Origin of the sequence: Methylocystis sp. (genome assembly GCF_051061285.1) — a bacterium.
Taxonomy (GTDB): domain Bacteria; phylum Pseudomonadota; class Alphaproteobacteria; order Rhizobiales; family Beijerinckiaceae; genus Methylocystis.
Map to the genome: position 1 here is coordinate 163,401 of NZ_JBPFEA010000048.1, position 20,593 is coordinate 183,993.

The 20,593-nt window shown below is 63.1% G+C and carries 23 protein-coding genes, 1 tRNA gene and 1 pseudogene; 11 read left to right on the forward strand and 14 right to left on the reverse strand.

Annotated elements, in window-relative coordinates; translation table 11 throughout:
* Positions 1 to 4: 4 nt before the first annotated feature.
* Complete coding sequence (gene glpK, locus ACR65T_RS17280) at positions 5 to 1,501, reverse strand: glycerol kinase GlpK (RefSeq protein ID WP_434497648.1); 1,497 nt, start codon at positions 1,499 to 1,501, stop codon at positions 5 to 7.
* 465 nt (positions 1,502 to 1,966) lie between these two features.
* Between glpK and ACR65T_RS17285 the strand changes: the two genes are divergently transcribed.
* Together ACR65T_RS17285 and bfr are read left to right on the forward strand one after the other, a co-directional pair.
* Entirely contained in the window at positions 1,967 to 2,203 is a 237-nt protein-coding gene (locus ACR65T_RS17285) for a (2Fe-2S)-binding protein (protein WP_123174255.1), read from the forward strand.
* A gap of 27 nt (positions 2,204 to 2,230) precedes the next feature.
* Positions 2,231 to 2,710, forward strand: a complete 480-nt coding sequence (bfr, locus tag ACR65T_RS17290) for a bacterioferritin (RefSeq protein ID WP_123174254.1) — start codon at positions 2,231 to 2,233, stop codon at positions 2,708 to 2,710.
* 55 nt (positions 2,711 to 2,765) lie between these two features.
* Here the strand turns inward: bfr and ACR65T_RS17295 are convergent, their stop codons facing one another.
* Positions 2,766 to 3,383 (reverse strand): helix-turn-helix domain-containing protein, encoded by a 618-nt coding sequence (locus ACR65T_RS17295; RefSeq protein WP_434497719.1) that lies wholly within the window; start codon positions 3,381 to 3,383, stop codon positions 2,766 to 2,768.
* 273 nt (positions 3,384 to 3,656) lie between these two features.
* Between ACR65T_RS17295 and ACR65T_RS17300 the strand changes: the two genes are divergently transcribed.
* The 3 genes from ACR65T_RS17300 (at position 3,657) to ACR65T_RS17310 (ending at position 6,472) form a co-directional block, all read left to right on the forward strand.
* Positions 3,657 to 4,490: a UDP-2,3-diacylglucosamine diphosphatase gene (locus tag ACR65T_RS17300; RefSeq protein WP_434497720.1), complete on the forward strand. Its 834-nt coding sequence runs from the start codon at positions 3,657 to 3,659 to the stop codon at positions 4,488 to 4,490.
* On the forward strand, positions 4,490 to 5,590 hold the full coding sequence (locus ACR65T_RS17305) for a glycosyltransferase family 4 protein (protein WP_434497649.1): 1,101 nt from the start codon (positions 4,490 to 4,492) through the stop codon (positions 5,588 to 5,590). Before ACR65T_RS17300 ends, ACR65T_RS17305 begins: the two co-directional genes overlap by 1 nt.
* Before the next feature lie 105 nt (positions 5,591 to 5,695).
* Positions 5,696 to 6,472, forward strand: coding sequence for a HesA/MoeB/ThiF family protein (locus ACR65T_RS17310; protein ID WP_434497650.1), 777 nt, complete (start codon positions 5,696 to 5,698; stop codon positions 6,470 to 6,472).
* 67 nt (positions 6,473 to 6,539) lie between these two features.
* Here ACR65T_RS17310 and ACR65T_RS17315 read toward each other — a convergent pair whose 3' ends face one another.
* A complete protein-coding gene (locus ACR65T_RS17315; RefSeq protein ID WP_434497651.1) occupies positions 6,540 to 6,893 on the reverse strand; it encodes a RidA family protein in 354 nt (117 codons plus the stop codon).
* Positions 6,894 to 8,103: 1,210 nt separating this feature from the next.
* Between ACR65T_RS17315 and ACR65T_RS17320 the strand changes: the two genes are divergently transcribed.
* Positions 8,104 to 8,179 (forward strand) — tRNA-Phe (locus ACR65T_RS17320).
* Positions 8,180 to 8,713: 534 nt separating this feature from the next.
* Here ACR65T_RS17320 and ACR65T_RS17325 read toward each other — a convergent pair.
* Positions 8,714 to 9,109 (reverse strand): annotated as a pseudogene (locus ACR65T_RS17325) (MerR family transcriptional regulator); the annotation flags it as partial.
* Between the two features lie 70 nt (positions 9,110 to 9,179).
* Between ACR65T_RS17325 and ACR65T_RS17330 the strand changes: the two are divergent.
* Both ACR65T_RS17330 and ACR65T_RS17335 read left to right on the forward strand, forming a co-directional pair.
* On the forward strand, positions 9,180 to 9,611 hold the full coding sequence (locus tag ACR65T_RS17330; RefSeq protein ID WP_434497652.1) for a mercury transporter MerT: 432 nt from the start codon (positions 9,180 to 9,182) through the stop codon (positions 9,609 to 9,611).
* Positions 9,612 to 9,854, forward strand: coding sequence for a GDCCVxC domain-containing (seleno)protein (locus ACR65T_RS17335; protein ID WP_434497653.1), 243 nt, complete (start codon positions 9,612 to 9,614; stop codon positions 9,852 to 9,854).
* Positions 9,855 to 10,152: 298 nt separating this feature from the next.
* Here the strand turns inward: ACR65T_RS17335 and msrA are convergent, their stop codons facing one another.
* The 3 genes from msrA to mutL all read right to left on the reverse strand — a co-directional run bounded on the left by msrA (position 10,153) and on the right by mutL (position 13,218).
* Complete coding sequence (gene msrA, locus ACR65T_RS17340) at positions 10,153 to 10,827, reverse strand: peptide-methionine (S)-S-oxide reductase MsrA (RefSeq protein WP_434497654.1); 675 nt, start codon at positions 10,825 to 10,827, stop codon at positions 10,153 to 10,155.
* A gap of 11 nt (positions 10,828 to 10,838) precedes the next feature.
* On the reverse strand, positions 10,839 to 11,348 hold the full coding sequence (gene msrB, locus ACR65T_RS17345) for a peptide-methionine (R)-S-oxide reductase MsrB (RefSeq protein WP_434497721.1): 510 nt from the start codon (positions 11,346 to 11,348) through the stop codon (positions 10,839 to 10,841).
* Between the two features lie 91 nt (positions 11,349 to 11,439).
* On the reverse strand, positions 11,440 to 13,218 hold the full coding sequence (gene mutL, locus ACR65T_RS17350; protein ID WP_434497655.1) for a DNA mismatch repair endonuclease MutL: 1,779 nt from the start codon (positions 13,216 to 13,218) through the stop codon (positions 11,440 to 11,442).
* Between the two features lie 130 nt (positions 13,219 to 13,348).
* Here mutL and ACR65T_RS17355 point away from each other — a divergent pair, with 130 nt between their 5' ends.
* Positions 13,349 to 13,723, forward strand: a complete 375-nt coding sequence (locus tag ACR65T_RS17355; RefSeq protein WP_434497656.1) for a type II toxin-antitoxin system RelE/ParE family toxin — start codon at positions 13,349 to 13,351, stop codon at positions 13,721 to 13,723.
* On the forward strand, positions 13,713 to 14,042 hold the full coding sequence (locus ACR65T_RS17360; RefSeq protein ID WP_434497657.1) for a helix-turn-helix domain-containing protein: 330 nt from the start codon (positions 13,713 to 13,715) through the stop codon (positions 14,040 to 14,042). Before ACR65T_RS17355 ends, ACR65T_RS17360 begins: the two co-directional genes overlap by 11 nt.
* An 11-nt stretch (positions 14,043 to 14,053) precedes the next feature.
* Here ACR65T_RS17360 and ACR65T_RS17365 read toward each other — a convergent pair whose 3' ends face one another.
* From ACR65T_RS17365 to ACR65T_RS17395, 7 genes are all read right to left on the reverse strand, one after another.
* Positions 14,054 to 14,848, reverse strand: a complete 795-nt coding sequence (locus tag ACR65T_RS17365; RefSeq protein ID WP_434497658.1) for a DUF5677 domain-containing protein — start codon at positions 14,846 to 14,848, stop codon at positions 14,054 to 14,056.
* Entirely contained in the window at positions 14,836 to 15,180 is a 345-nt protein-coding gene (locus tag ACR65T_RS17370) for a recombinase family protein (RefSeq protein ID WP_434497722.1), read from the reverse strand. The genes ACR65T_RS17365 and ACR65T_RS17370 overlap by 13 nt, the downstream gene beginning before the upstream one ends.
* 21 nt (positions 15,181 to 15,201) lie before the next feature.
* Positions 15,202 to 15,504: a type II toxin-antitoxin system RelE/ParE family toxin gene (locus ACR65T_RS17375; RefSeq protein ID WP_434497659.1), complete on the reverse strand. Its 303-nt coding sequence runs from the start codon at positions 15,502 to 15,504 to the stop codon at positions 15,202 to 15,204.
* A gap of 4 nt (positions 15,505 to 15,508) precedes the next feature.
* Positions 15,509 to 15,769 (reverse strand): type II toxin-antitoxin system ParD family antitoxin, encoded by a 261-nt coding sequence (locus ACR65T_RS17380; RefSeq protein ID WP_434497660.1) that lies wholly within the window; start codon positions 15,767 to 15,769, stop codon positions 15,509 to 15,511.
* Positions 15,770 to 15,896: 127 nt separating this feature from the next.
* Positions 15,897 to 16,361, reverse strand: coding sequence for an NfeD family protein (locus ACR65T_RS17385; RefSeq protein ID WP_434497661.1), 465 nt, complete (start codon positions 16,359 to 16,361; stop codon positions 15,897 to 15,899).
* 2 nt (positions 16,362 to 16,363) lie between these two features.
* Complete coding sequence (locus ACR65T_RS17390; protein ID WP_434497662.1) at positions 16,364 to 17,356, reverse strand: SPFH domain-containing protein; 993 nt, start codon at positions 17,354 to 17,356, stop codon at positions 16,364 to 16,366.
* Positions 17,357 to 17,537: 181 nt separating this feature from the next.
* Positions 17,538 to 19,367, reverse strand: coding sequence for an extracellular solute-binding protein (locus tag ACR65T_RS17395; protein ID WP_434497663.1), 1,830 nt, complete (start codon positions 19,365 to 19,367; stop codon positions 17,538 to 17,540).
* A 368-nt stretch (positions 19,368 to 19,735) separates the two neighbouring features.
* Between ACR65T_RS17395 and ACR65T_RS17400 the strand changes: the two genes are divergently transcribed.
* Positions 19,736 to 20,458 carry an invasion associated locus B family protein gene (locus tag ACR65T_RS17400; protein ID WP_434497723.1) on the forward strand — a complete coding sequence of 241 codons (723 nt, stop codon included), beginning with the start codon at positions 19,736 to 19,738 and terminating at the stop codon, positions 20,456 to 20,458.
* Positions 20,459 to 20,593 lie beyond the last annotated feature (135 nt).

Consider the following 20,593-nt stretch of genomic DNA (forward strand, 5'->3'; position numbering starts at 1 on the left):
TATGTCAGATCGCCCAGCCGAGCGAGCGCTCGACGGCCTTTTCCCAGGATGCGATCAGGCGCGCCCGCTCCTGCGGCGTCATATGGGGCGTAAAGCGACGTGATTGTCGCGTGTGCGCGGCGATGTCATCCAGGCTTTTGTATACACCGACGGCGAGGCCCGCCGCATAGGCGGCGCCGACCGCCGTCAACTCCAGCTGGCTGGGGCGGACGACCGGCGCGTCGATGAGGTCGGCCTGAAACTGCATCAACAAATCGCTCCCCGCCATGCCGCCGTCGACCTTGAGCGCGCTGATCTCGACGCCCGCGTCGGCGATCATCGCCGCCAGCACCTCCCGGGTCTGAAACGCCGCGGCTTCGAGCGCCGCGCGCGCGATATGGCCCTTGTTGGAGAATCGCGTCAGCCCGGCGATGATCCCGCGGGCGTCGCCCCGCCATCGCGGCGCAAAAAGCCCGGAGAACGCCGGCACGAAATAGACGTCGCCATTGTCCGGCACGCTTCTCGCCAGCGTCTCGATCTCGCGGCTCTCTTTGATGATCCCGAGATTGTCGCGTAGCCACTGCACCAGAGCGCCGGCGATCGCGATCGAGCCTTCCAGCGCGTAACAGGGTTTGGCGTCGCCAAGCTGATAGGCGAGCGTCGTCAGCAGGCCCTTGGTCGAGATGCGCGGCGTCTCGCCGACGTTCATCAGCAGAAAACAGCCGGTGCCATAGGTGTTCTTGGCGTCGCCAACATTGACGCAGGCTTGCCCGAGCAGCGCGGCGTGCTGGTCGCCGAGCGCGCCAGCAAGCGGAACGCCGGTGAGCGCGCCGACGCACTCCCCATAGACTTCGCTCGACGAACATATTTTCGGCAGGCAGGCGGCGGGAATGTTGAAGATGCGCAGCAGTTCTTGATCCCATTGCAGGGTTTCGAGAGTCATCAGCTGCGTGCGCGAGGCGTTGGTCGCGTCGATGAGATGACGGCCGCCGCTGGCGCCGCCGGTCAGATTCCAAATGATCCAGGAATCGATCGTGCCGAAAAGCGCCGCGCCCTGCGTGGCTCTTTCGCGCGCGCCGGGGATTTCGTCAAAGAGCCAGCCGAGCTTGAGCGCGGAAAAATAGGTCGCGAGCGGCAGTCCCGTCGTTGCGCGGACGAGATCGCCCAAACCTTGCGCCGCGATCCGGTCGACGGCGGCTTGCGTGCGCGTATCCATCCAGACGATCGCGTGATGAAGCGGCGCGCCGGTCGCCGCATCCCACAAGACCGTCGTCTCGCGCTGATTGGTGACGCCGACGGCCGAGAGGTCGCTGGCCGAGACCTTGGCCTCGGCCAGCGCCGCCTCGATCACCGCCTGCGCATTGCGCCAAATTTCGGCGGCGTCATGTTCGACCCAGCCGGGGCGGGGATAGATTTGCCGGTGCTCGCGCTGCGACGTAGCGACGATCCCGCCGCTCTTGTCCATCAAGACGAAGCGGGTGCTCGTCGTGCCCTGATCGAGCGCCCCCAGGAGTTTGGACATTCATAACCCTCTGGTGAACGGAAGCTTCAGCTCAAAATGAGGATGCTCCAAAATGAGGATGCTCCATGAGATCGGCGGCCGTCAAAACCCTATCGGCGCCAATCGAGCCGGCCCTCGCCGCGCTTCTTTTCGTTCTCGCTTCGAGCCCATTCGCGCCAGAGGCTTCCGCGCTGCCGGGGATTGATCGCGGCCCTGCGGCTCAGCTGGCTCAGGGCGTCGCGGCTCATTTTTTGACACTTGCCGGGAGACCGATTCGTCCAAAATGTATTTGATAAACCGGCATGGTCCTTGCCAATCAAAGTTCATCAGCGCGGGTCTGTCCGAAAGGCGACACGCGAGAGTTGGCAAACGACAGGAGATGTTGTAACCTACTGATACGAAAGGTAGTTTGCAATCTTTCCAAAGAAGGGAATTTTGCAGCCTTTCCAGAAAGTAGTTTGCAACCTTTCCAAACTGGGCTAAGTAATGATCGTCTGTTCGTGCAACGTCCTGTCGGACCGCGATGTGCGCGATACGCTTGGGCCACGCGGTGACCGGCCTTCGGTTTCAGCTGTGTTCCGGCATATGGGCTGCGAGGCGAAATGCGGGCGCTGCGTGCGCAGCATTGTCGCCATCGTCGACCAGCACGCCGCCAGAGGATTGGATGAGTGCCCGGGGAGCGGCGATTGTGAAGGCTGTCGCGCCGACGAACTGGCGGCCTAAGTCTATTTTCATGGAAAGGATGCGGACATGCGCGGTGACGCGAAGGTCATCGATTATCTCAATCGCGGGTTGCGCGCAGAATTGACCGCGGTCAATCAGTACTGGCTGCATTTCCGCATTTTCCACAATTGGGGTTTCCTCGAACTCGCCAAGAAATGGCGCGAAGAGTCGATTGAGGAGATGCATCACGCGGATCATTTCGCCGAGCGTATCCTCTTCCTCGAAGGCTTCCCGAATATGCAGGTGCTCGATCCGCTGCGCATCGGCCAATCCGTCGAGGAGATCATCAAGGCGGACCTCGAGACCGAACTCGGCGCCCGCGACCTGTATCTCGAAGCCGCGGCCTATTGCCTCTCGATCAACGATCGCGTTTCCGAGCAGCTTTTCGAAGGCGTGGTGAAGAGCGAGGAAAAGCACATCGATTTCCTCGAGACGCAGCTCGAGTTGATCAAGCAGCTCGGCGTCCAGCTTTACTCGCAAAAGCACGTCGGCGAATTGCACTCCTGACGCACGGAGCGCGTCATCGGCCGCCGCAGGCGCTTTCACGCCCTGCGGCGGCGAGTCATTCCATCGCCGCCGCCTTTAGAATGCACACCATCGTCGCCTGCGCCGGCGTTTTGCCGAGGTTGCGGATAATGTGCGGCCGGTCGCAGCGATAGCGCAGGGTTTCGCCTGCTTTCACGCTCGATTTCGCTCCGGCGACCTCGACCTCAAGCTCGCCGTCGCGCACAGACAGGCTCTCGACCGAGCCGCGCTGATGCGCCTCGGATTCCAATACGCCGCCAGGCGCGGCGGCGAATTCATAGCACTGCAGCCACTCGACCGTCTTGATCCAGCCGATGATCTCGAGCCGGCATTTGCCGTCGTCGGACACCAGGATGGGCGTGTCGGCCTTGCTGGTTTTCTCAAGGAAGGGTCCGTCTTCCGTCGTCTGCAAAACCCGCTCGATCGAGACATCGAGCGCCTGCGCGAGACGCCAGATGGTGGCGAGCGTCGGATTGGTTTCATTGCGCTCGATCTGGCTGATGATGGATTTGGCGACTCCAGACTGCTGAGAGAGTTCGGAAAGCGACAAATTATAGGCCTTGCGCAGGCGCTGCACGGTCGCGCCGAGCTGCCCAGAAAGCGCCAGCGCGCCCGCCTCGAGCATTTTTTGCTTGTCCTGACCTTCGACGCCCATCATCCCCAGCGCTTCAGCCGCGCCCATACGTTTCAGAATCGATCGGCAAGATAGCCGACTGCGTTCGAAATATCGAACAGCGAACCCTTCCGCCTTTCCCCGACCTTGCGTTTGCTGGAGCCCGAGACGGCCATGTCATCTGGCCATGTCATCTGGCTGTGATGCGAATCTGGTCAATCAGGCCAAGCGGCGAAGGCGAGAGGCGAACAGCTCATGCTCGACAGAAACGCCAGGGCGAAGGTCTCCCAAGCGGTGCGCTCCAACACAGCGCAGATGTCGGATCCGGCAAGTGAACATGCAGTCAAGCGCTATCGGACGCTGTTTTTGTCCGATCTACATCTGGGCGCGCGCGGCGCCCAGGCCGAACTGCTGGTCGATTTCCTCAAACATAATGACGCCGACACGTTCTATCTTGTCGGCGACATCGTCGACGGCTGGCGTCTGAAGAACGGCTGGTACTGGCCGCAGGCGCATAATGACGTCGTCCAGAAGCTCCTACGCAAGGCGAGAAAAGGCGCGCGCGTCATCTATGTGCCGGGCAATCACGACGAATTCGCGCGCGATTACACCGGCCTCAATTTCGGCGGCGTCGAAGTCGTCGACGACGCGCTGCATGAGACCGCCGACGGCAAGACCATGCTGGTCATTCACGGCGACCAGTTCGACATTGTCGTGCGCAACGCCCGCTGGCTCGCCTTCTTTGGCGACTGGGCCTATGATTTTGCGATTGTCGTCAACACTTGGTTCAACCGTGCGCGCCGGATGTTCGGCGTCGGCTATTGGTCGCTTTCGGCCTGGGCGAAGCTGAAGGTCAAGAACGCCGTCAATTTCATCGGCGATTTCGAGAACGCTTTGGCCTCCGAGGCCGCGCGGCGCAATGTCGACGGCGTGATCTGCGGCCATATCCATCACGCGACGATCAAGACCATCGCCGGCAAGCTTTATGTCAATACCGGGGACTTCGTCGAAAGCTGCACCGCGATCGCCGAACATCAGGACGGCGCATTCGAGATTTTGCGCTGGCATAACACCGCGGCTGAACGCGAGGCGGCGGAGGCCGCAGAAAGCGCCAAGGCCGTGCAAAACGAGAGAGCTGTGGCGGCCTGATGAGAATATTGGTGGCGACGGACGCCTGGCGTCCGCAGGTGAATGGCGTCGTCCGATCGCTTGAAACCATGGCGCAGTCAGCCCGCGCGCTGGGCGCCGAAATCGACTTTCTGACGCCGCGCGACTTCAACTCGCTGCCGATGCCGACCTATCCCGAAATCGGGCTGGCGCTTGCCTCGCCGCGCGCCGTTCGCCGGCGGCTCGAGGAAGGCTATGATCACGTCCATATTGCGACGGAAGGCCCCATCGGACTCGTGACCCGCGCCGTGCTGCTGCGGGCGCGCCGCTGCTTCACAACGAGCTTTCACACGCGCTTTCCCGAATATATTCAGGCGCGCTTCGGACTGCCCGTCGGACTTTCCTATGCGGCGTTGCGCCGCTTCCATAACGCCGGCGCCGGCGTCATGGTGTCGACGCCGAGCCTTTCTCGCGAATTGTCGGAGCGCGGATTTCGGCGGATTTTGCGCTGGTCGCGCGGGGTGGACCAAGCGCTGTTTACGCCCGACGCAGCGGCGCCGCTCCCCTTCGAGCGGCCGATTTTCCTTTATGCGGGGCGACTCGCCGTCGAGAAAAACATCGAGGCCTTCCTGGCGCTCGATCTGCCGGGCACGAAGCTCGTCGCCGGCGATGGGCCGGCGCGCGCCGGGCTCGAAGCCAAATTTCCGCAGGCCCGGTTCCTTGGCCTGAAATCGAGCGCCGAACTTGCGGCGCTTTACGCCTCGTCGGACGTTTTCGTCTTTCCGAGCCGCACCGACACATTCGGCATTGTGCTGCTCGAAGCCATGGCCTGCGGCCTGCCGGTCGCGGCCTATCCGGTCATGGGTCCGCTCGACGTCGTCGGCGCGAGCGGCGCTGGCGCGCTGGACGAAGATTTGCGGTCGGCGGCGCTCGCCGCGCTCGACATCAGCCGAGAGGCGGCGCGGGCGCATGCGCTGACCTTCACTTGGGAGAATTGCGCACGGCAGTTCCTCGACAATATCGCTTACGCCCGCGGCGCGGCCGCGCTCGGCGGCGTCGGTCTGGAGGCGCTGCGCGCGACAAGCCAGGAATCGACGGACGAGCGCCGCTCCGCCAAAAAGCGCCAGCCTGTACAACCATAAACGTCGTGTCGTCGCCCCGCGTGCGGTCGCCATGGGCTGGAGACCGGCGGGCGAAGCCGCTATGGTCGGCCTCGCCGCAATCCTAGCGTGCGCCGGAGCGCCTTGTTGAATCTTTCGCCTGAAGAGATCGAACGCTACGCAAGACATCTCGTGTTGCGCGACATCGGCGGGCCGGGCCAGAGCAAGCTCAAACATGCGCGGGTTCTCGTCGTCGGCGCCGGCGGGCTCGGCGCGCCGCTCTTGCAATATCTCGCCGCGGCGGGCGTGGGCGCGCTCGGCGTCGTCGACGACGACGCCGTTTCGCTGTCCAATCTCCAGCGTCAGGTGATCCACGCCACGCAGGACGTCGGCCGTCCCAAGGTGGAAAGCGCGCGGGACGCCATCGCGCGCCTCAATCCGCATGTCGTCGTCGAGCCCCACGCGCTGCGACTTGACGAGACGAACGTCCGATCGCTGATCGCGCGCTACGATATCGTCGCCGAAGGCTCGGACAATTTCGCCACGCGCTATCTCGTTTCGGACGCCTGCTATTACGAAAGAAAGCCGCTGGTGACGGCGGCGCTTGGCGGTTTCGACGCGTCGCTGACGACGCTGCGGCCGTTCGAACGCGGCCCCGGCGGCCCCAATCCGACCTATCGCTGCCTGTTTCCGACGCCGCCGCTGGCGGGGGAAATCCCGACCTGCGAAGAAGCCGGCGTTCTCGGCGCGCTTGCCGGAATGGTCGGCGCGATGATGGCGCTCGAAGTCGTTCGCGAGATCGTCGGCTTCGGCGAGGGACTGGTCGGCCGTCTGCTGCTCGTCGACGCGCGCGACCTGCGTTTCGAGACCGTCCGCTACGCCTTTGACCCGGAAAATCCGCTCAGCGGCGCCGGCGCGCAATGATGAATGCGCGCCGTTTTTAGTGGCGCATTTTCAGCGCCGAACCGGCGCCCACTTCGGCGGAAACGCGCTAGAGCGCCGCGATGACGGCGATCTCGACCTTATAGGCGGGCGACACGAGCTTCGCTTCGACGGTGGCGCGCGCGGGCGGATTGGCCTTGTCGACCCATTCGTCCCAGACGCCGTTCATCTCCGCGAAGGTCGCGATGTCGGCAAGATAGATCGTCGCGGACAGGATATTGGCCTTGGCGCTGCCGGCTTCAGCGAGAAGCGCGTCGATCTGGGCGAGGATTTCGCGAGTCTGATCGGCGACCGATCCGCCCTTGGTCTTGTCGGCCACCTGGCCGGCCGTATAGACGGCGTTGCCGCGAACGACGGCCTGGCTCATACGCGGCCCCGCGCCGATCCTTTTGATGCTGCTCATTTCGCCTCCATGCGTGCCGCGCCGGTCTAGGCGAAGCGCGTGTCGCGGGCAAGCCGGGATGAAGCCGAACGCCGCGAAACCCGCCGCGCGGCGGGCGGGTCCCGGCCGACGAACGATCGATGCCAATAGTCTAGCGACTTGTATACTGGGAAGCGGATGCGGGTCGAGTTTGGCGAAGCACAAGCCGGTGCGGCGAATTAGTCGCGCTGCGAGCGTCCGGCCACCGAAAGCTCCCGACGCAAGGGCCGCGCTTGGCCGCCTGTTTGGCGCAGACGATCAGCGTCGCCTCCCGCGTCCTGCTTTAGGAGCGCGCTCGAAGCGAGCACGTTGGGTTGTTCGATCAGTTGGGCTATTCCGACACAGTGGCCATTGCGGTCACGCAAAGGCCATTTGTCGCCAGGCGCCAAGCCTTGGTCCAACAAATCCGCCGCGATGGCGATTAGAATGTTGGCAAGCTCCTGGCTTCGCGAGATTGAATCCCCGCCAAGCGCCGCAGTGCTACATTCGATTGTGACCTGCAAATGCATATTGCAAGCCTCCTGATTATTCAGACAACGCAATGCGCTCGACGACAAGAGCCAGCATCTTCAATTAACTCTCTTCGAAACGCCTCACAAGGGATTGTCAACTATATCACGTGGCCGAGCGCTTTGAAGTCCTGTTTGTGCAAGATCTTTGGGCTGCGACCGGCCGGAGACCCTGTTTGATGTTGATCCGCCCTATTACGGGACCGAGGGCTACTATCAGGCGGGCTTTCCTCGCGCCGATCATGAGGCTTTGGCGGAGCTGCTGTGGAGGCCGAACAGCTTAGGCAAAGGCGTGCTGTTAGATCGCACAATATTTCCGAGCGTCGCGCGCCTTTCGATCAGAAAAGAAACGTAGCCGAAAACGCCTCGCGGTGCTTTCGGCTACAGAATTGTTCTTCGCCAATGCGGGGACTTAGCGCCGATCGTCCGGACGCTGTTCACGCTCGCCTTTGAGCTGAGATCGCGCAGCAAAGATCGGAGTTGGGCCAGCAGCCGCCATTCGTCCGCTAGCCACTTGCGGAGCCTGAGCCGCCCAGGGAGGGCCTCAGCCGCGCTTCAGGGGTGCGGCCATTTGATCTGTCCCCAGAGGCCATTCGTTTTGTCGCGCTACATCTCGCCACCCTAGCGGGTCTGGACAAGTCGTTGCGCGCTTTCTATAAGCCCGACACATCGCGTCCGCGCGAGCCCAGGTAGCTCAGTTGGTAGAGCATGCGACTGAAAATCGCAGTGTCGGTGGTTCGATTCCGCCCCTGGGCACCATTAAAATCATTGAGTTAAGGCGGAACGCCAAAGGCGTGTCGACACTTTTTTCGGCCAATGTTGACAACTCTGACGGCCATGTGTTCTCGGTAAAGTCGAGCTGCCTGGCGCCCGCCGCGCTTGGCGAGAAGCGTCAGCGGTCTCCGAATAATGCTGAGCGTTCGCTGGCCAAGAATGCGGCGGATCAGATCGAGGTCTGACGTGACCCTCGCGCAGCCCTCGCCCCAGCGTATGCCTTAAGCCGCGTATCGTCAGTCGCGACTTTATCGCCGCCAATCGTCGCGCCGATTCCGACGCGCTTCTTCCTCCGGATCCAAAAATCGCAAGGTTTCGAGCGAAACGACCACATGCTGGCGACGCCGCCAATCGGCGTCATCGTCTTTCCCGGGTCAGGAATCTCCGCCAATCTCGCCGATAAGGCGCGAATGCTCGGCATCCGGGTATGGAAATTCATCGACGGCGGCGCGTCAGCGCGTCAGATCGACCCTTGATGCGGTGGTCAATCTTCGCCGATCGGTTGATCGGCGCGCCTTTCGATGCCGCCAGCATGTCGAGCACGGGGCATGATGGCGCGGGGTCGCCCGAGCAGCGGGAGACTGTCTCGGCCAGAATACTCTCAAGTCTGGCGAGGTCGGCCAGCTTCGCACGAACCTCTTCGAGATGCGCTTGCGCAATCTCTCGTACCTCGGCGCAGGACGCGCGGGACGGTTCGGCGAGCGCCAGAAGCGCGCGGATTTGCTCGATGCTGAAGCCCAGCTCGCGGGCGCGGCGAATAAAGGCCAGCCGTCGGATATGGCCTTCCCCATAGGCGCGGCGCCCACTCGCCGTCCGCGCCGGCGACGGCATGAGTTCGATGCGCTCGTAATAGCGCACAGTTTCGAGATTGACGCCCGTCGCCGCCGCAAGTCGCCCAATGGTGAAAGGCTGCATATTTCGCTTGCACCCGTAGTTGCTACGGGTTGCAGAATAGTCCTTACGCTGAGAAAGGGCGAGCCAAGCTATGACCGTCAACCACGCCGCACAAAAAGGCGCCCCAGGCGCTTCGTCTTCCTCCGCCGCGCCAGCGACGCCGAAATGGTTCGCGGCCTTTGGACTTGGCGCGGCTCTCGGCGCGGTCGTGGCGTCGTCGTGCTGCGTCATTCCCCTCGGGTTAGCCGCTCTCGGCGCAGGCGCGGGCGTGCTGGGAGGACTCGAAGCGGTCGCGATGTGGCGCGCTCCGCTGCTCTCTGTCAGCGCCCTGGCGCTTGTCGGGGGCTGGGGAGCGTGGTGGTTGAAGCGTCCCGTCGCCTGCGCATCGGACGCAAGCTGCGCGTCGCCCGGTCGCTCGCGCGCAACGCTGGCGTTGCTTCTCTGCGCGTCGACGGCCGTACTCGCGGCGGCAAGTTGGAGCTATATCGACCCAATGCTGCTCAAGCTTTTTAGAGGCCGCTGAATGCAACTCGTCTCGACCATTACTTGCCCGTCCTGCGGTCATGGATCGGCGGAAATGATGCCGACCGACGCTTGTCAGTTCTTCTATGAATGCAAGGGTTGCGGCGCCCTCCTCAAGCCAAAGGCGGGGGATTGCTGCGTGTTCTGCTCCTATGGCGACGTTCCGTGCCCGCCGATTCAGGAGGCAAGAGAGCATGGCCGCGCCGCCGGATGTTGTTCGGGCATGCAGCAGGGAGATTTATGAAATCGGTTCGATGGCCGGTTACAAATGTCCGAAGATGGATCTCTTGATTGGCCGCGGCCCATACGATTTCATTACGAGATCGGCTACGGTTCGAAATGCGTTGTGGCGGTTCCGAAGAGACCGTTGGGGCTGGCCAAGGGAACGCCATTGTCGGAGCGGATGGCGCAGGGGAGGCCGCGCTCGCGGAACAGCCGGCCGAAGGCTCCGGCATCGTAGCTCGTATCGTAAGCGGAGCGCAGCGCGAGCCCATGGCCGCCTGAGCGCGCCCGCCGCGACCCGGGATCGCGTCTTTGGCGGATCAGTTGGTCAACGCCGGACTTTCGCGATAGAGCGTCGGAAAGAGGCGCTTGAGATCGTCGATCTTCGGCAGGTCATTGTAGACGATGTAAGGCTGCGCGGGATGGCGAAGGAGATAGTCCTGATGATAGGCCTCCGCCGGGTAGAACGCCGTGAGCGGTTCGAGCGTCGTGACGATCGGCGCGAAGAAGGCCTTCGAGTCGGACAGCTGCGCAATATAGTTGCGCGCAGTCTTTTCCTGCTCGGCGTTCGCGACGAAAATCGTTGAACGGTATTGCGCGCCTGCGTCAGGGCCCTGGCGGTTAAGCTGCGTCGGATCATGCGCGACGGAAAAGTAGACGCGCAACAGTTCTCCAAGACTCACGGTCTTCGGATCAAAAGTGACTTCGACCGCTTCAGCGTGACCGGTGTCGCCCCCGGAAACCTTTTCGTAGCGGGCCGTCTCCTTGGCGCCGCCGGCATAGCCGGATACGGCGCGCGAGACGCCCTGGACGCGCTGAAACACGCCCTGCACGCCCCAAAAACAGCCGCCGGCGACGACGAGCTTCTGTTCGCCGCCGCTCGCGGCTGGCGGATCGTAAGCAGGCGGCGGCAAGACGACGGCGCGCTCGGCCGCGCCGGCATGCAATGGAGCAAGAATCGTCAGAACGGCGATGAGAAAAGCGGAGCGCCTCATGAGGAAGTTTCCTACGCTTGTCCGCGTCCCACGAAACGCAGCGCGACGCCATTCATGCAGTAGCGCAGCCCGGTCGGCTTGGGTCCGTCGGTGAAGACATGGCCAAGATGCGCGTCGCAGCGCTTGCAGGAGACGGCGACGCGCCTCATGCCGAACGACGTATCGGCGCTTTCCACGACATTCGCCTTGGAAATCGGCGCGAAGAAGCTCGGCCAGCCTGTGCCAGAGTCATATTTCGTCTTTGAGTCGAACAGCGCGGTATCGCAGCAGACGCATCGATAAAGACCGTCGGCGTGATTATCCCAGTTGGGTCCAGTAAACGCGCGCTCCGTGCCGTCCTTGCGCGTGACCTCAAAAGCGAGTGGCGAGAGCTGCGCACGCCATTCGGCATCGGTCTTGACGATTTTTTCCAGGCGCGAAAGTCCAGCGCTCCTGCCGTTCGAGTCGAATGTTTCGATCTCGACCATTTCAGCGGCGGCATGGGCGTTCCGAGCGAAGGCCAGAAAAAAGGCGCCAGACATGAGGCTGCGACGGTTCACGATCGGCTCCTGCGTTCTCGTTTCTATTCGTGCGGGGGCCGGAAAGGTTACGCCCCCTCTCACCTTTTTGAGATCACCGGCGTCCGAAAAGCTTCTCGATGTCCGCGAGCTTCAGCTCGATATAGGTGGGCCGGCCGTGATTGCATTGGCCTGCCCCCGGGGTCGTCTCCATCTCGCGCAGCAGCGCATTCATCTCGGGCGCCGAAAGCCGCCTGCCGGCCCGCACGGAATGATGGCAGGCGCAGGTGGCGAGCACGTGATCGAGCCGGCGCGAAAGTCCGCGCGCGTCGCCTTCCTCCGCCAACAGGTCGGCGATGTCCTCCACGAGACGCTTGCAGTCGACCTCGCCGAGCAGCGCCGGGGTCTCGCGCACCAGCATGGCGCCGGGGCCGAAACGCTCAAGCGCCAGACCCAACGCCGCAAGTTCGTCCAGCGCCGGCGCAAGCGCGTTCATGCGCGACTCATCGAGTTCGACGACGGCGGGGATCAGCAGCATCTGTCGCGCGACGCCGGCCTCCTCGCGCTGGCGTTTGAGCTTCTCATAGACGATGCGCTCATGCGCCGCGTGCTGGTCGACGATGACGAGACCGTCCTGCGTCTGCGCGATGATGTAGGTTTCGTGCAGCTGCGCGCGCGCCGCGCCGAGCGGCGCCTCGGGCTCCTGCGCCGGCGTCTCATGCGCGCGCGAATCGGCCATCGGCGCGCCGGCCTCAAAAGCCGCTTGCGGCTGGTCTTCGAAGCCGGCGGGCGCGTAAGGCGAGCGCGGCAGGCTCCAGTTCGCCGTCGCCGGCGCGCGATATTGGGCGCCCTTGCCGCGCGCCAAAGCGTCGATCGCCGCGCGCGCGTTTGTATCGGCGCTGCGATGGCTCTTCTCGGCGAGCGCCTGCTTCAAGGCGCCGACGACGAGGCCGCGCACCAGCCCCGGATCGGCGAAGCGCACCTCCGCCTTGGCCGGATGCACATTGACGTCGACGCTGCGCGGATCGCAGTCGATGAAAAGCGCGGCGATGGGGTGGCGGTCGGAACTCAAGAAATCGAGATAGGCGGCGCGGATGGCGCCGGCGAAGAGTTTGTCGCGCACCGGCCGGCCGTTGACATAGACATATTGTAGCTGGGCGTTGCCGCGACTGTAGGTCGGCAGCCCCGCGAGGCCCGAGAGCTTCACGCCTTCGCGTTCCGCTTCAAGCCGAAACGCGTTGGCGGCGAAATCTTCGCCAAGGATCTGGAAGATGCGCCGCGCGGAATCGTCGCCGCAGGGCGGATAGTCGAAGAGCGCGCCGCTGTCGGCCGACAGCGAGAACCGCGTCTGCGGATGCGCCATGGCGAGTCGCTTGACGACATCGACGATCGCCGCGGTTTCGGTGCGCTCGGTTTTGAGGAACTTCAGCCGCGCCGGCGTCGCGGCGAACAGCGCGCGCGCTTCGATCTTGGTGCCGCGCGGCCAGTTCGAGGCGGAGAGTCCGCGCTTTTCGCCGGCGTCGACTCGGATTGAACAGCCGTGCGGGGCGCCCGTCGCCCGCGTTTCAATCGTCAGGTCCGCCACCGCCGCGATCGACGGCAGCGCCTCGCCGCGAAAGCCAAGCGTCGCGATCGCGGTCAGATCGCCGTCGGGGATCTTGGACGTCGCATGGCGCTCGATGGCGAGCGCCAGGTCGCGCGCGTCCATGCCGCTGCCGTCGTCGATGACGCGAATGAGGCTTTTGCCGCCCTGTTCGACCGCGACGTCGATGCGCGTCGCGCCGGCGTCGAGCGCGTTCTCGACCAGCTCCTTGACGGCCGACGCCGGCCGCTCGACCACTTCGCCGGCGGCGATGCGATCGACGAGAAGGGGATCGAGGCGGCGAACAGGCATGGGTGAATCGGCTCAGCGGGCCAGGGCTTTGTGGATTATAGCGGCTTTGCGAGGACGGGGCGGCCAAAATAGGTCTCTTGAAACTATACCCCTTGGGGGTATATATTAGCGCTATTGGCTTGGAGCGGTTTTGCGGATTTTCAAAACCAAATGGTTCGCGCGATTTGCACGAAAGGAAAGGGTCGGCGATGCGCGACTGCGCGAAGCGATCGACCGCGCGGAGAAGGGCGGCATTGACGCCACGCTTGGCGGCAACCTTATCAAGCAGAGGGTTGCGCGGGATGGCGGGGGCAGGTCGGGCGGATTCCGCACCATCATTGCCTACCGCGTGAAGGAACGAAGCATTTTTCTCTACGGCTTCGCCAAGAACGAGCGGGACAATATTGACGCGGATGATTTGGAGATTTTGAAAAAGCTGGCGCGGCAATTCCTGCCAATGAGCGTAGCGGAGATTGAAAGGGCAATCGAAGAAGGCGAACTCAACGAGGTGGAACATGACGACTAAGGCCAAGAAGAAATTTCGCAGCACGATAGCGGAAGCGGCGCACGAAACCGCAAGCGGCCTGCATCGCATTGGCCTTCTCGACGCCAAGACGATGCGCGAATTTGATGCGGCGTGTCTCACCACAATTGAGCCGCTGACGGGCAAGCAAATCCTCGCGCTGCGCGAGCGCGAAGGCGTGAGCCAAGGCGTGTTCGCCCGCGTGATGAACGTCAAGCCGAAACTGGTGAGCGAATGGGAGCGCGGCGAAAAGAAGCCAAGCGGCCCCTCGCTCAAGCTGCTCTCACTCGTGAAAGCGCGCGGGCTTGAGGCGATAATTTGAATGCAAAGGGTCTACCGTTTGCAATCGTTATCGGTTGAGCGGGGATAATGTAGGGGATCAGTTTCAGCTGAGAGATCCATGTATACCTGAGCCAGCTGATCAAACGACATGGCAGGTAGGTCTGTCTCGTAAACAATTTCTCTGACTGCGATGCCAACGCCTAGAATGGACATGCAAAGCAATTGAAGTGTTTCGACGGCTTCCGCCTCGGTGACTGGTGGCTCGAAATCTATACCACCAATCTCATCGCCGTCAGTTTTTGGAATGATATATCTGTTTAGAGCGTCAACGCTTGGGTGCGCCGCGTCAGACGAGAGAGCAGCATAAAAAATGTAGGACTTGCCATTATCCCCAGCCGCTTTAGCTACCTCGCTCGGACTGAGAGACTGCAGGTTTGGAAAATCCTTACCGGTGTTCCGCATCCAAGCGCGTAGCCGTTCCTCAACTTCTTGAGGCATCTGAAGACGATTATTGAACAAGAATTGGCCGCGTGCGCGGCGATGATGCAGAGTGTCGTGAAGCATTTTTCGCGCGAACGCTTCACCCTCTTGGCGCAACGACACTACCCAAAACAGGTTTTCAAAGCAGCATCGGGTAATCGTCCGAGCTTCTACGATGCGCTTTTCGTCAAGTAGAATACGGGCTCCCTTGAGATGGGAGATTGTGCGTGCAAGCAATAACAGCGCCAGCACTTTTTCGTCTGAATACCCTTTTTCAGAGATGGGCAGCTTTACCGCTCCGACGAGATCATAAGCTGCGCGTCCTAGGTCGTCAGCAAAGGTGCGCCAGCGTGTCAGAATGTCCATCTGCTTCCATCGCGTTCAAGGTTCGGGGGCAGCCTCGAAATCGTAATTCTGCTGACATTATAGCGCTGCGCGAGATCAGCTCCCGTGGCGCTGCCTTCGGCGACCGTCGCAACGCCTCCTCGCGTTGATGGCGGGTGAACTTGGGCGGGTCGCGCCAAGTGAACGCCTCCCGCCCTCGCGCGGCTGCGGCCTTCGCCTGTGCGGGCGCGGATGAATTCGCGCTCGAACTCCGCAAGGCCGCCCAACACGGTGAGCATAAGCCGCCCGTGCGGGGGTGTCGTGTCGGCCGATGCGTCGGCGAGCGAGCGGAATCCGGCTCCTGCTTTCCCGATACGGCGCGCGGCAAGCCGCCTTTATTCCGGCGTCCATTCGATTGCGGCAAGATCGCGCGCGCCGTCGATGATTCGCACGATCTGTGCGCCATATTCGGTGAGACGGTAAAGCGCCAGCCAACGCTCGATCACCCTTACCCGCGCGTCGGGCGCAATCTCCGGACGCGCCTGTCCGATGTGCGGATGCTGTGCGAGACGCGCGCAGCTTTCCTCGATGCGGTCATAGATCGCGTCGGCAAGCGCCTCGCTATTCCTTGCAGCAATGTAAAGCCAGATATCCAAAAGGTCTTCGCGCGCGCGGCGCGTGTAATGGAGTTTGGCCACGCGGTCAGTCTTTTGCAGCGGCTCGGCGCGCGCGCGCTTCCTTCTTCAATTCGGAAAAGTCCAGCTCGCCAACGTCGCCGCTGTCGACGCCTTGTCGCCAGGCTTCTCGCAGGAGCCGCAGTTTTTCTGCCTCCTGCCGCTCGGCCTTCTCCATCATCCGCAGCGCTTCGCGGACAACCTCGCTCGATGAGCTGTAGCGCCCGCCCGCGACCTTCGCCTTGACGAAATCCGCCAGTTCGTCGGTCAAGGACACGTTCATATTCATGGGATGCCTCTTGGGTATGCCTAACGACAAAATACTGCGAAATAGCAAACTTTGCTAATGTTAGGCATTTGAGGCATCAGATCCGCAAATTTGCGTCAACGCGAACAACGCGCTCCGCGCGCGAACCTCACGCGAGCGGCGCCAGCATCAGCGCCAGATTCTCCACAGCCACGACACGCGCCCTGGCGCCGGGCGCGAGGCTCTCGACCGGCGAATCTTCGGCGAGTCGCGCCTGCCATTCGACGCCCGACCAGAACACGACGCCGCGGGTTTTCGTCACCTCATGCGTCGTCGTCAGTTCGCGCCCGATTAGATCGCTGCTCTTATCCTCTTCAATGTCGGCGTTCTGAAACCGCTGCAGCGGCTTCCTGCCGACGATGGCGATCAGCAGGCCGGCGCCGGCGACGATCGCCGCGGTTTCGACCAGCGACGGCCGCCAGCCGGTGGCGTAGAGAACCGCGCTGGTCAGTAGCGCGCCCACCGCCACGAACATCACCGGCGACAGGCCGATCACCATAATGTCGAGTCCAAGCAGGATCAGGCCGGCGATCAGGCTCGCATTGGCGGGATCATAGAGGAAGGCCGTCTCCATCTTTATTCCGCTTCCCGCCAGGGCTGCGCGCGGCGCTGCTGCGAATCGTTCGACGCCGGGCTGGCGTTGACGGCCTTGAGCACCGCCATCGCCTTGGCGATCCAGCCGGCGGGGTCGGCGCCGTCGCCCATCAGCACTAAGGAATTGCCGGCCTTGGCGAGGCGGCCATATTGCTCGATGGCGCTTTTGGCGACTTCGAGCTGCACCGCCTGATCGCCGCCGACCTGGGTGATTTGCGTGCGCACCAGCTCGATCGCCTTCGCCTGGCCTTCGGCGCGCAGAATCGCCGCCTGTTTCTCGCCCTCGGCGCGGTTGATCTCGGACTGTTTCACGCCTTCCGATTCGAGCACCGTCGCCCGCTTGTCGCGCTCGGCCTTCATCTGCCGCTCCATCGACTGGCGCAGCGATTCGGGCATGGCGATGTCCTTGATCTCGTAGCGCGTCACATGCGCGCCCCAGAGCTGGGCGGCGTCGGAGACGGCGCGCACCACCCGCTCATTGATCTCGCTTCGGTTCTCGAAGGTCTTGTCGAGCTCCATCGAGCCGATCGCCGAGCGCATCGAGGTCTGCGCCAGATTGATGATGGCGCGGCGGATGTCCTGCGCGCCATAGGCGGCGTCCTTGGCGTTGACGATCTTGTAATAGAGAACGCCGTCGATGGTGACGGTGGCGTTGTCCTTGGTGATCGCGTCCTGCTCCGGCACGTCGATCACCTGTTCGCGCAGATCGAAGGTGTAGGCCACCCGCTCGACGATCGGCCAGACGAAATTGACGCCCGCGGTCAGCGATCGGTTGTAGCGGCCCAGCCGCTCGATGACGAGCACGGTCTGCTGGCGCACGAAGCGCACCATCGTCGACAGCGCCAGCAGCGCGACATAGGCGAACCAGAACAGCGGATTTTGGAAGAGGCCGATGGGCAGGCCGAGGTTAAAGGATCGGTCGATGATCAAGAGGCCGATGGCGGCGGCGCCGACGACAAAAAGTGCGAAACCCATGGAATGAACCCTCCGCGACAGGCGCGTTGAGAGAATGTTATCGAGCGACTGGGACACGGGCGCTCCTATTCAGTGCGCACGGGGCGCAGGCCTTCCCGCGAAGGCCAGCCCTGGGCGCCCATCGACGTCTAGCGCGTCAGACACGCCGAAGGCGTGCGCCGGCGCATGTCTCGCGCGATGTTCAGCGCTGTCGCCACCAGCTTTCGAGAGTCGGACCGAACATCGGCGACGCATAGCGCGGCAATCGCGCCGGGCGCGCGATGTCGGTCGAATGCGCCAGCCATTGGTCGGACGCATGGAACAGCGGCACGACGTAGAAGCCGGACAGCAGCACGCGGTCGTAAGCGCGAACGGCGGTGATGAAATCGTCGTGGCTTGTCGCGGCCAGCAGGGCGGCGATGAGCGCGTCGATCGCCGGCGCGGCGGCGCCGGCCAAATTGAAGGAGGCTTCCTGGTTTGCGCTCGAAGACCCCCAGCGCATGCGCTGCTCATTGCCGGGCGAGGCCGAGGCGACCCACTGGCCGAGCATCATGTCGAAATCGAACTTCTGCCGTCGGCGTTGATATTGCACCTCGTCGACGAGACGCACGCGGGCGTCGACGCCGATGCGCTGCAGCGAGCCGGCGTAGTTGAGCGCAAGCCGTTCCTGGTTGCGGTCCTTGACCATGATCTCGAAGGCGACAGGCTCGCCGTCCTTGCGCAAAACGCCGTTTTCGATGCGGTAGCCGGCGCTCTCGAGCAGATCGAGCGCGCGCTTGGCCATCTCGCGGTCGCGGCCTGACCCGTCATTGACCGGCGGTCGCCAGCGGCCTTCCAAAATGTCTTCGCGCACGGCGTCCGGAAACGGCGCCAGCAAGGCGCGCTCCCCGGGGGACGCCGGGCGGCCGGAGGAAGACAATTCGGATTCGTCGAAGAAGCTTTTCGTGCGGGTGTAGAGGCCGGCGTAGAGATTCGTGTTGACCCATTCGAAGTCGAACATCATGCCGAGCGCTTCGCGCAGGCGGATGTCCTTGAACAGGGGACGCCGCGTATTGAAGACGAATCCCTCCATGCCTTTGGGATTTTCGTTTTTAAGCGTCTCCTTCACCACACGTCCATCGGTGAGCGCCGGGAAGTCGTAGCCGCTCGCCCAGCGCGTCGTGCTGGTTTCGTCGCGATAGTCGAGCAGGCCCGCCTTAAAGGCCTCGAAGAGGGAGTTGCCGTCGCGGAAATATTGAATGTCGATCTCGTCGAAATTGTAGAATCCGCGCTGGCTCGGCAGGTCGGCGCCCCAATAGTCCTTGTTGCGGCGCAGCAGCAGGCGCGCGCCGACTTGCGCGTCCGCAATCACATAGGGACCGGAGCCGACGGGCTTGGCGAGCGTCGCTTCGGAAAAGCGCTCGACGTCGGTCGCGTGTTTGGGCAGCACCGGCATGATCGCGAGAATGAGCGGCAGCTCCCGGTCGCCGACGCCTGAGAGGTCGTAATGGACGGTATGCGCGTCGGGCGCGTCGATCGATTTGACCAGCCCATAGGCGATGCGCTGCTGCGGCCGTCCCTTCGTCTTTAAGAGATCGAACGAGAACAGCACGTCTTGCGCGGTGATCGGCTGGCCGTCGGAAAAGCGCGCGCGCGGGTCGAGATGGAAGGTCACCTGCGAACGCGCCGGATCGACGTCGATCGAGCGCGCGATCAGGCCGTAGAGCGTGAAGGGTTCGTCCTGCGAGCGGGCCATCAGGCCCTGGAAAACATTGCCGACAAGCCCTTGCGCCGCGGTTCCCGATTTCAGATTGAACGGGTTGAGGCTGTCGAAGGTGCCGGCAAGGCCGACGCGAAGTTTGCCGCCCCGCTTCGCGCCCGGCTCGGCGTAAGGAAAGTGATGGAAATCGCTTGGCAAAGCGGGCGCGCCGTGCATGGCGATCCCATGCGTCGGGCAGGGCGCTTCGGCCGCCCGCAAGGCTGGGGCGGCGCCCGAAGCGGGCGCGGCGATAAGGAGCGACAGGGCGAAGCTGAGCGCGCGGCGCCCCCGCATTCGCTGTTCGCCGCCGCCGCTGGCGGGGCGTCTGGCAGGGGTCGGGTGAATCTTCATCGGCGGACCATAATCCAACGTCCTGTCGCAAGAAGCGAGTCGCGCTTAAGTTTTCGGCCATTTTTTTGCGATAGTTGTGGGCAAAAAGCGCCTTCTCCAAGCATTGAGCGCTCCGTCCGGCTGGAATTTACTGCCGCGACCATGTAAGAGCGGTGCCGTCGCCTCGTCGGCGTCTCGCGATCGCGCTGGAACACGGGCTGGTACAAGTTCCATGGCGCTGTGGCGCGAAGGCGGCTCCCGTTATGACGCGATCTCGAAACTATCCGGAGCCGGAGAGCGCCGGCCAGCAGGACAATCGAAAGGAACTTCCGATGTCGACCCATATCTCGCGTTCTTGCGCGATCGCCCTTGCGGGAGCGTTGCTGTTCGTCGGCGGCGGCGCGTTGGCTCAGCAGGCGCCCGCGGCCGGCGCAGGGCAGCAGCAACAGCAGCCTCAAGGGCCGATCGCCGCCGAACTCGTCGCTGTCCAGCCGGACTGGACCAAGGTGTGCGGCGCTGATCCGCAGACCAAAAAGGAAATGTGCTATACGACGCGCGACTTCGGCGTGTCGGCGAAGGAGGGCGAGGCGCCCCAGCCGCTGCTCGCGCTCGCGATTTACGATCCCAAGGGCGACGATCAGAAGATCATCCGCCTGCTGCTGCCGCCTGGCCTCATGCTGAAACCCGGCTTCCGCTTTTCGATCGATAAGGGAGCGCCGGAAAGCGGCGCGTTCGAAATCTGCTTCCCCAATGGCTGCTTCGCCGAGGCGAAGGTCAAGAAGGCGGTCGTCGACGGCATGAAGAAGGCCGAAAAGATGACGGTGGTCGTTAAGAATCAGGCGAACGGCGAGGTCACCTTCTATCTGCCGCTCGCCAATTTCGGCAAAGCCTTCGACGGCCCCGCCGTCGACCCCAAGGTCCTCGAAGAGCAGCAAAAGAAGCTGCAGGAGGAACTGCAGAAGAAGGCCGAGGAAGAGCGCAAGAAGCTCGAGGCCCAGAAGGGCGCCGCCGCGCCGGCCGCCACGAAGCCCGCGCCGGCCGCCGCGAAGAAGTAAGTTTGTAACGAGCCCGAGACGAACGCCCGCGCGGGACGCTCCCGCGCGGTTTTTTTTGCGGGCATGGCCTCGGGCGCGAATGACGCGTGGCGCGGCGTCGCCCTTCCGCCCTCCGCTTTTCCCGGAGATTCGCTG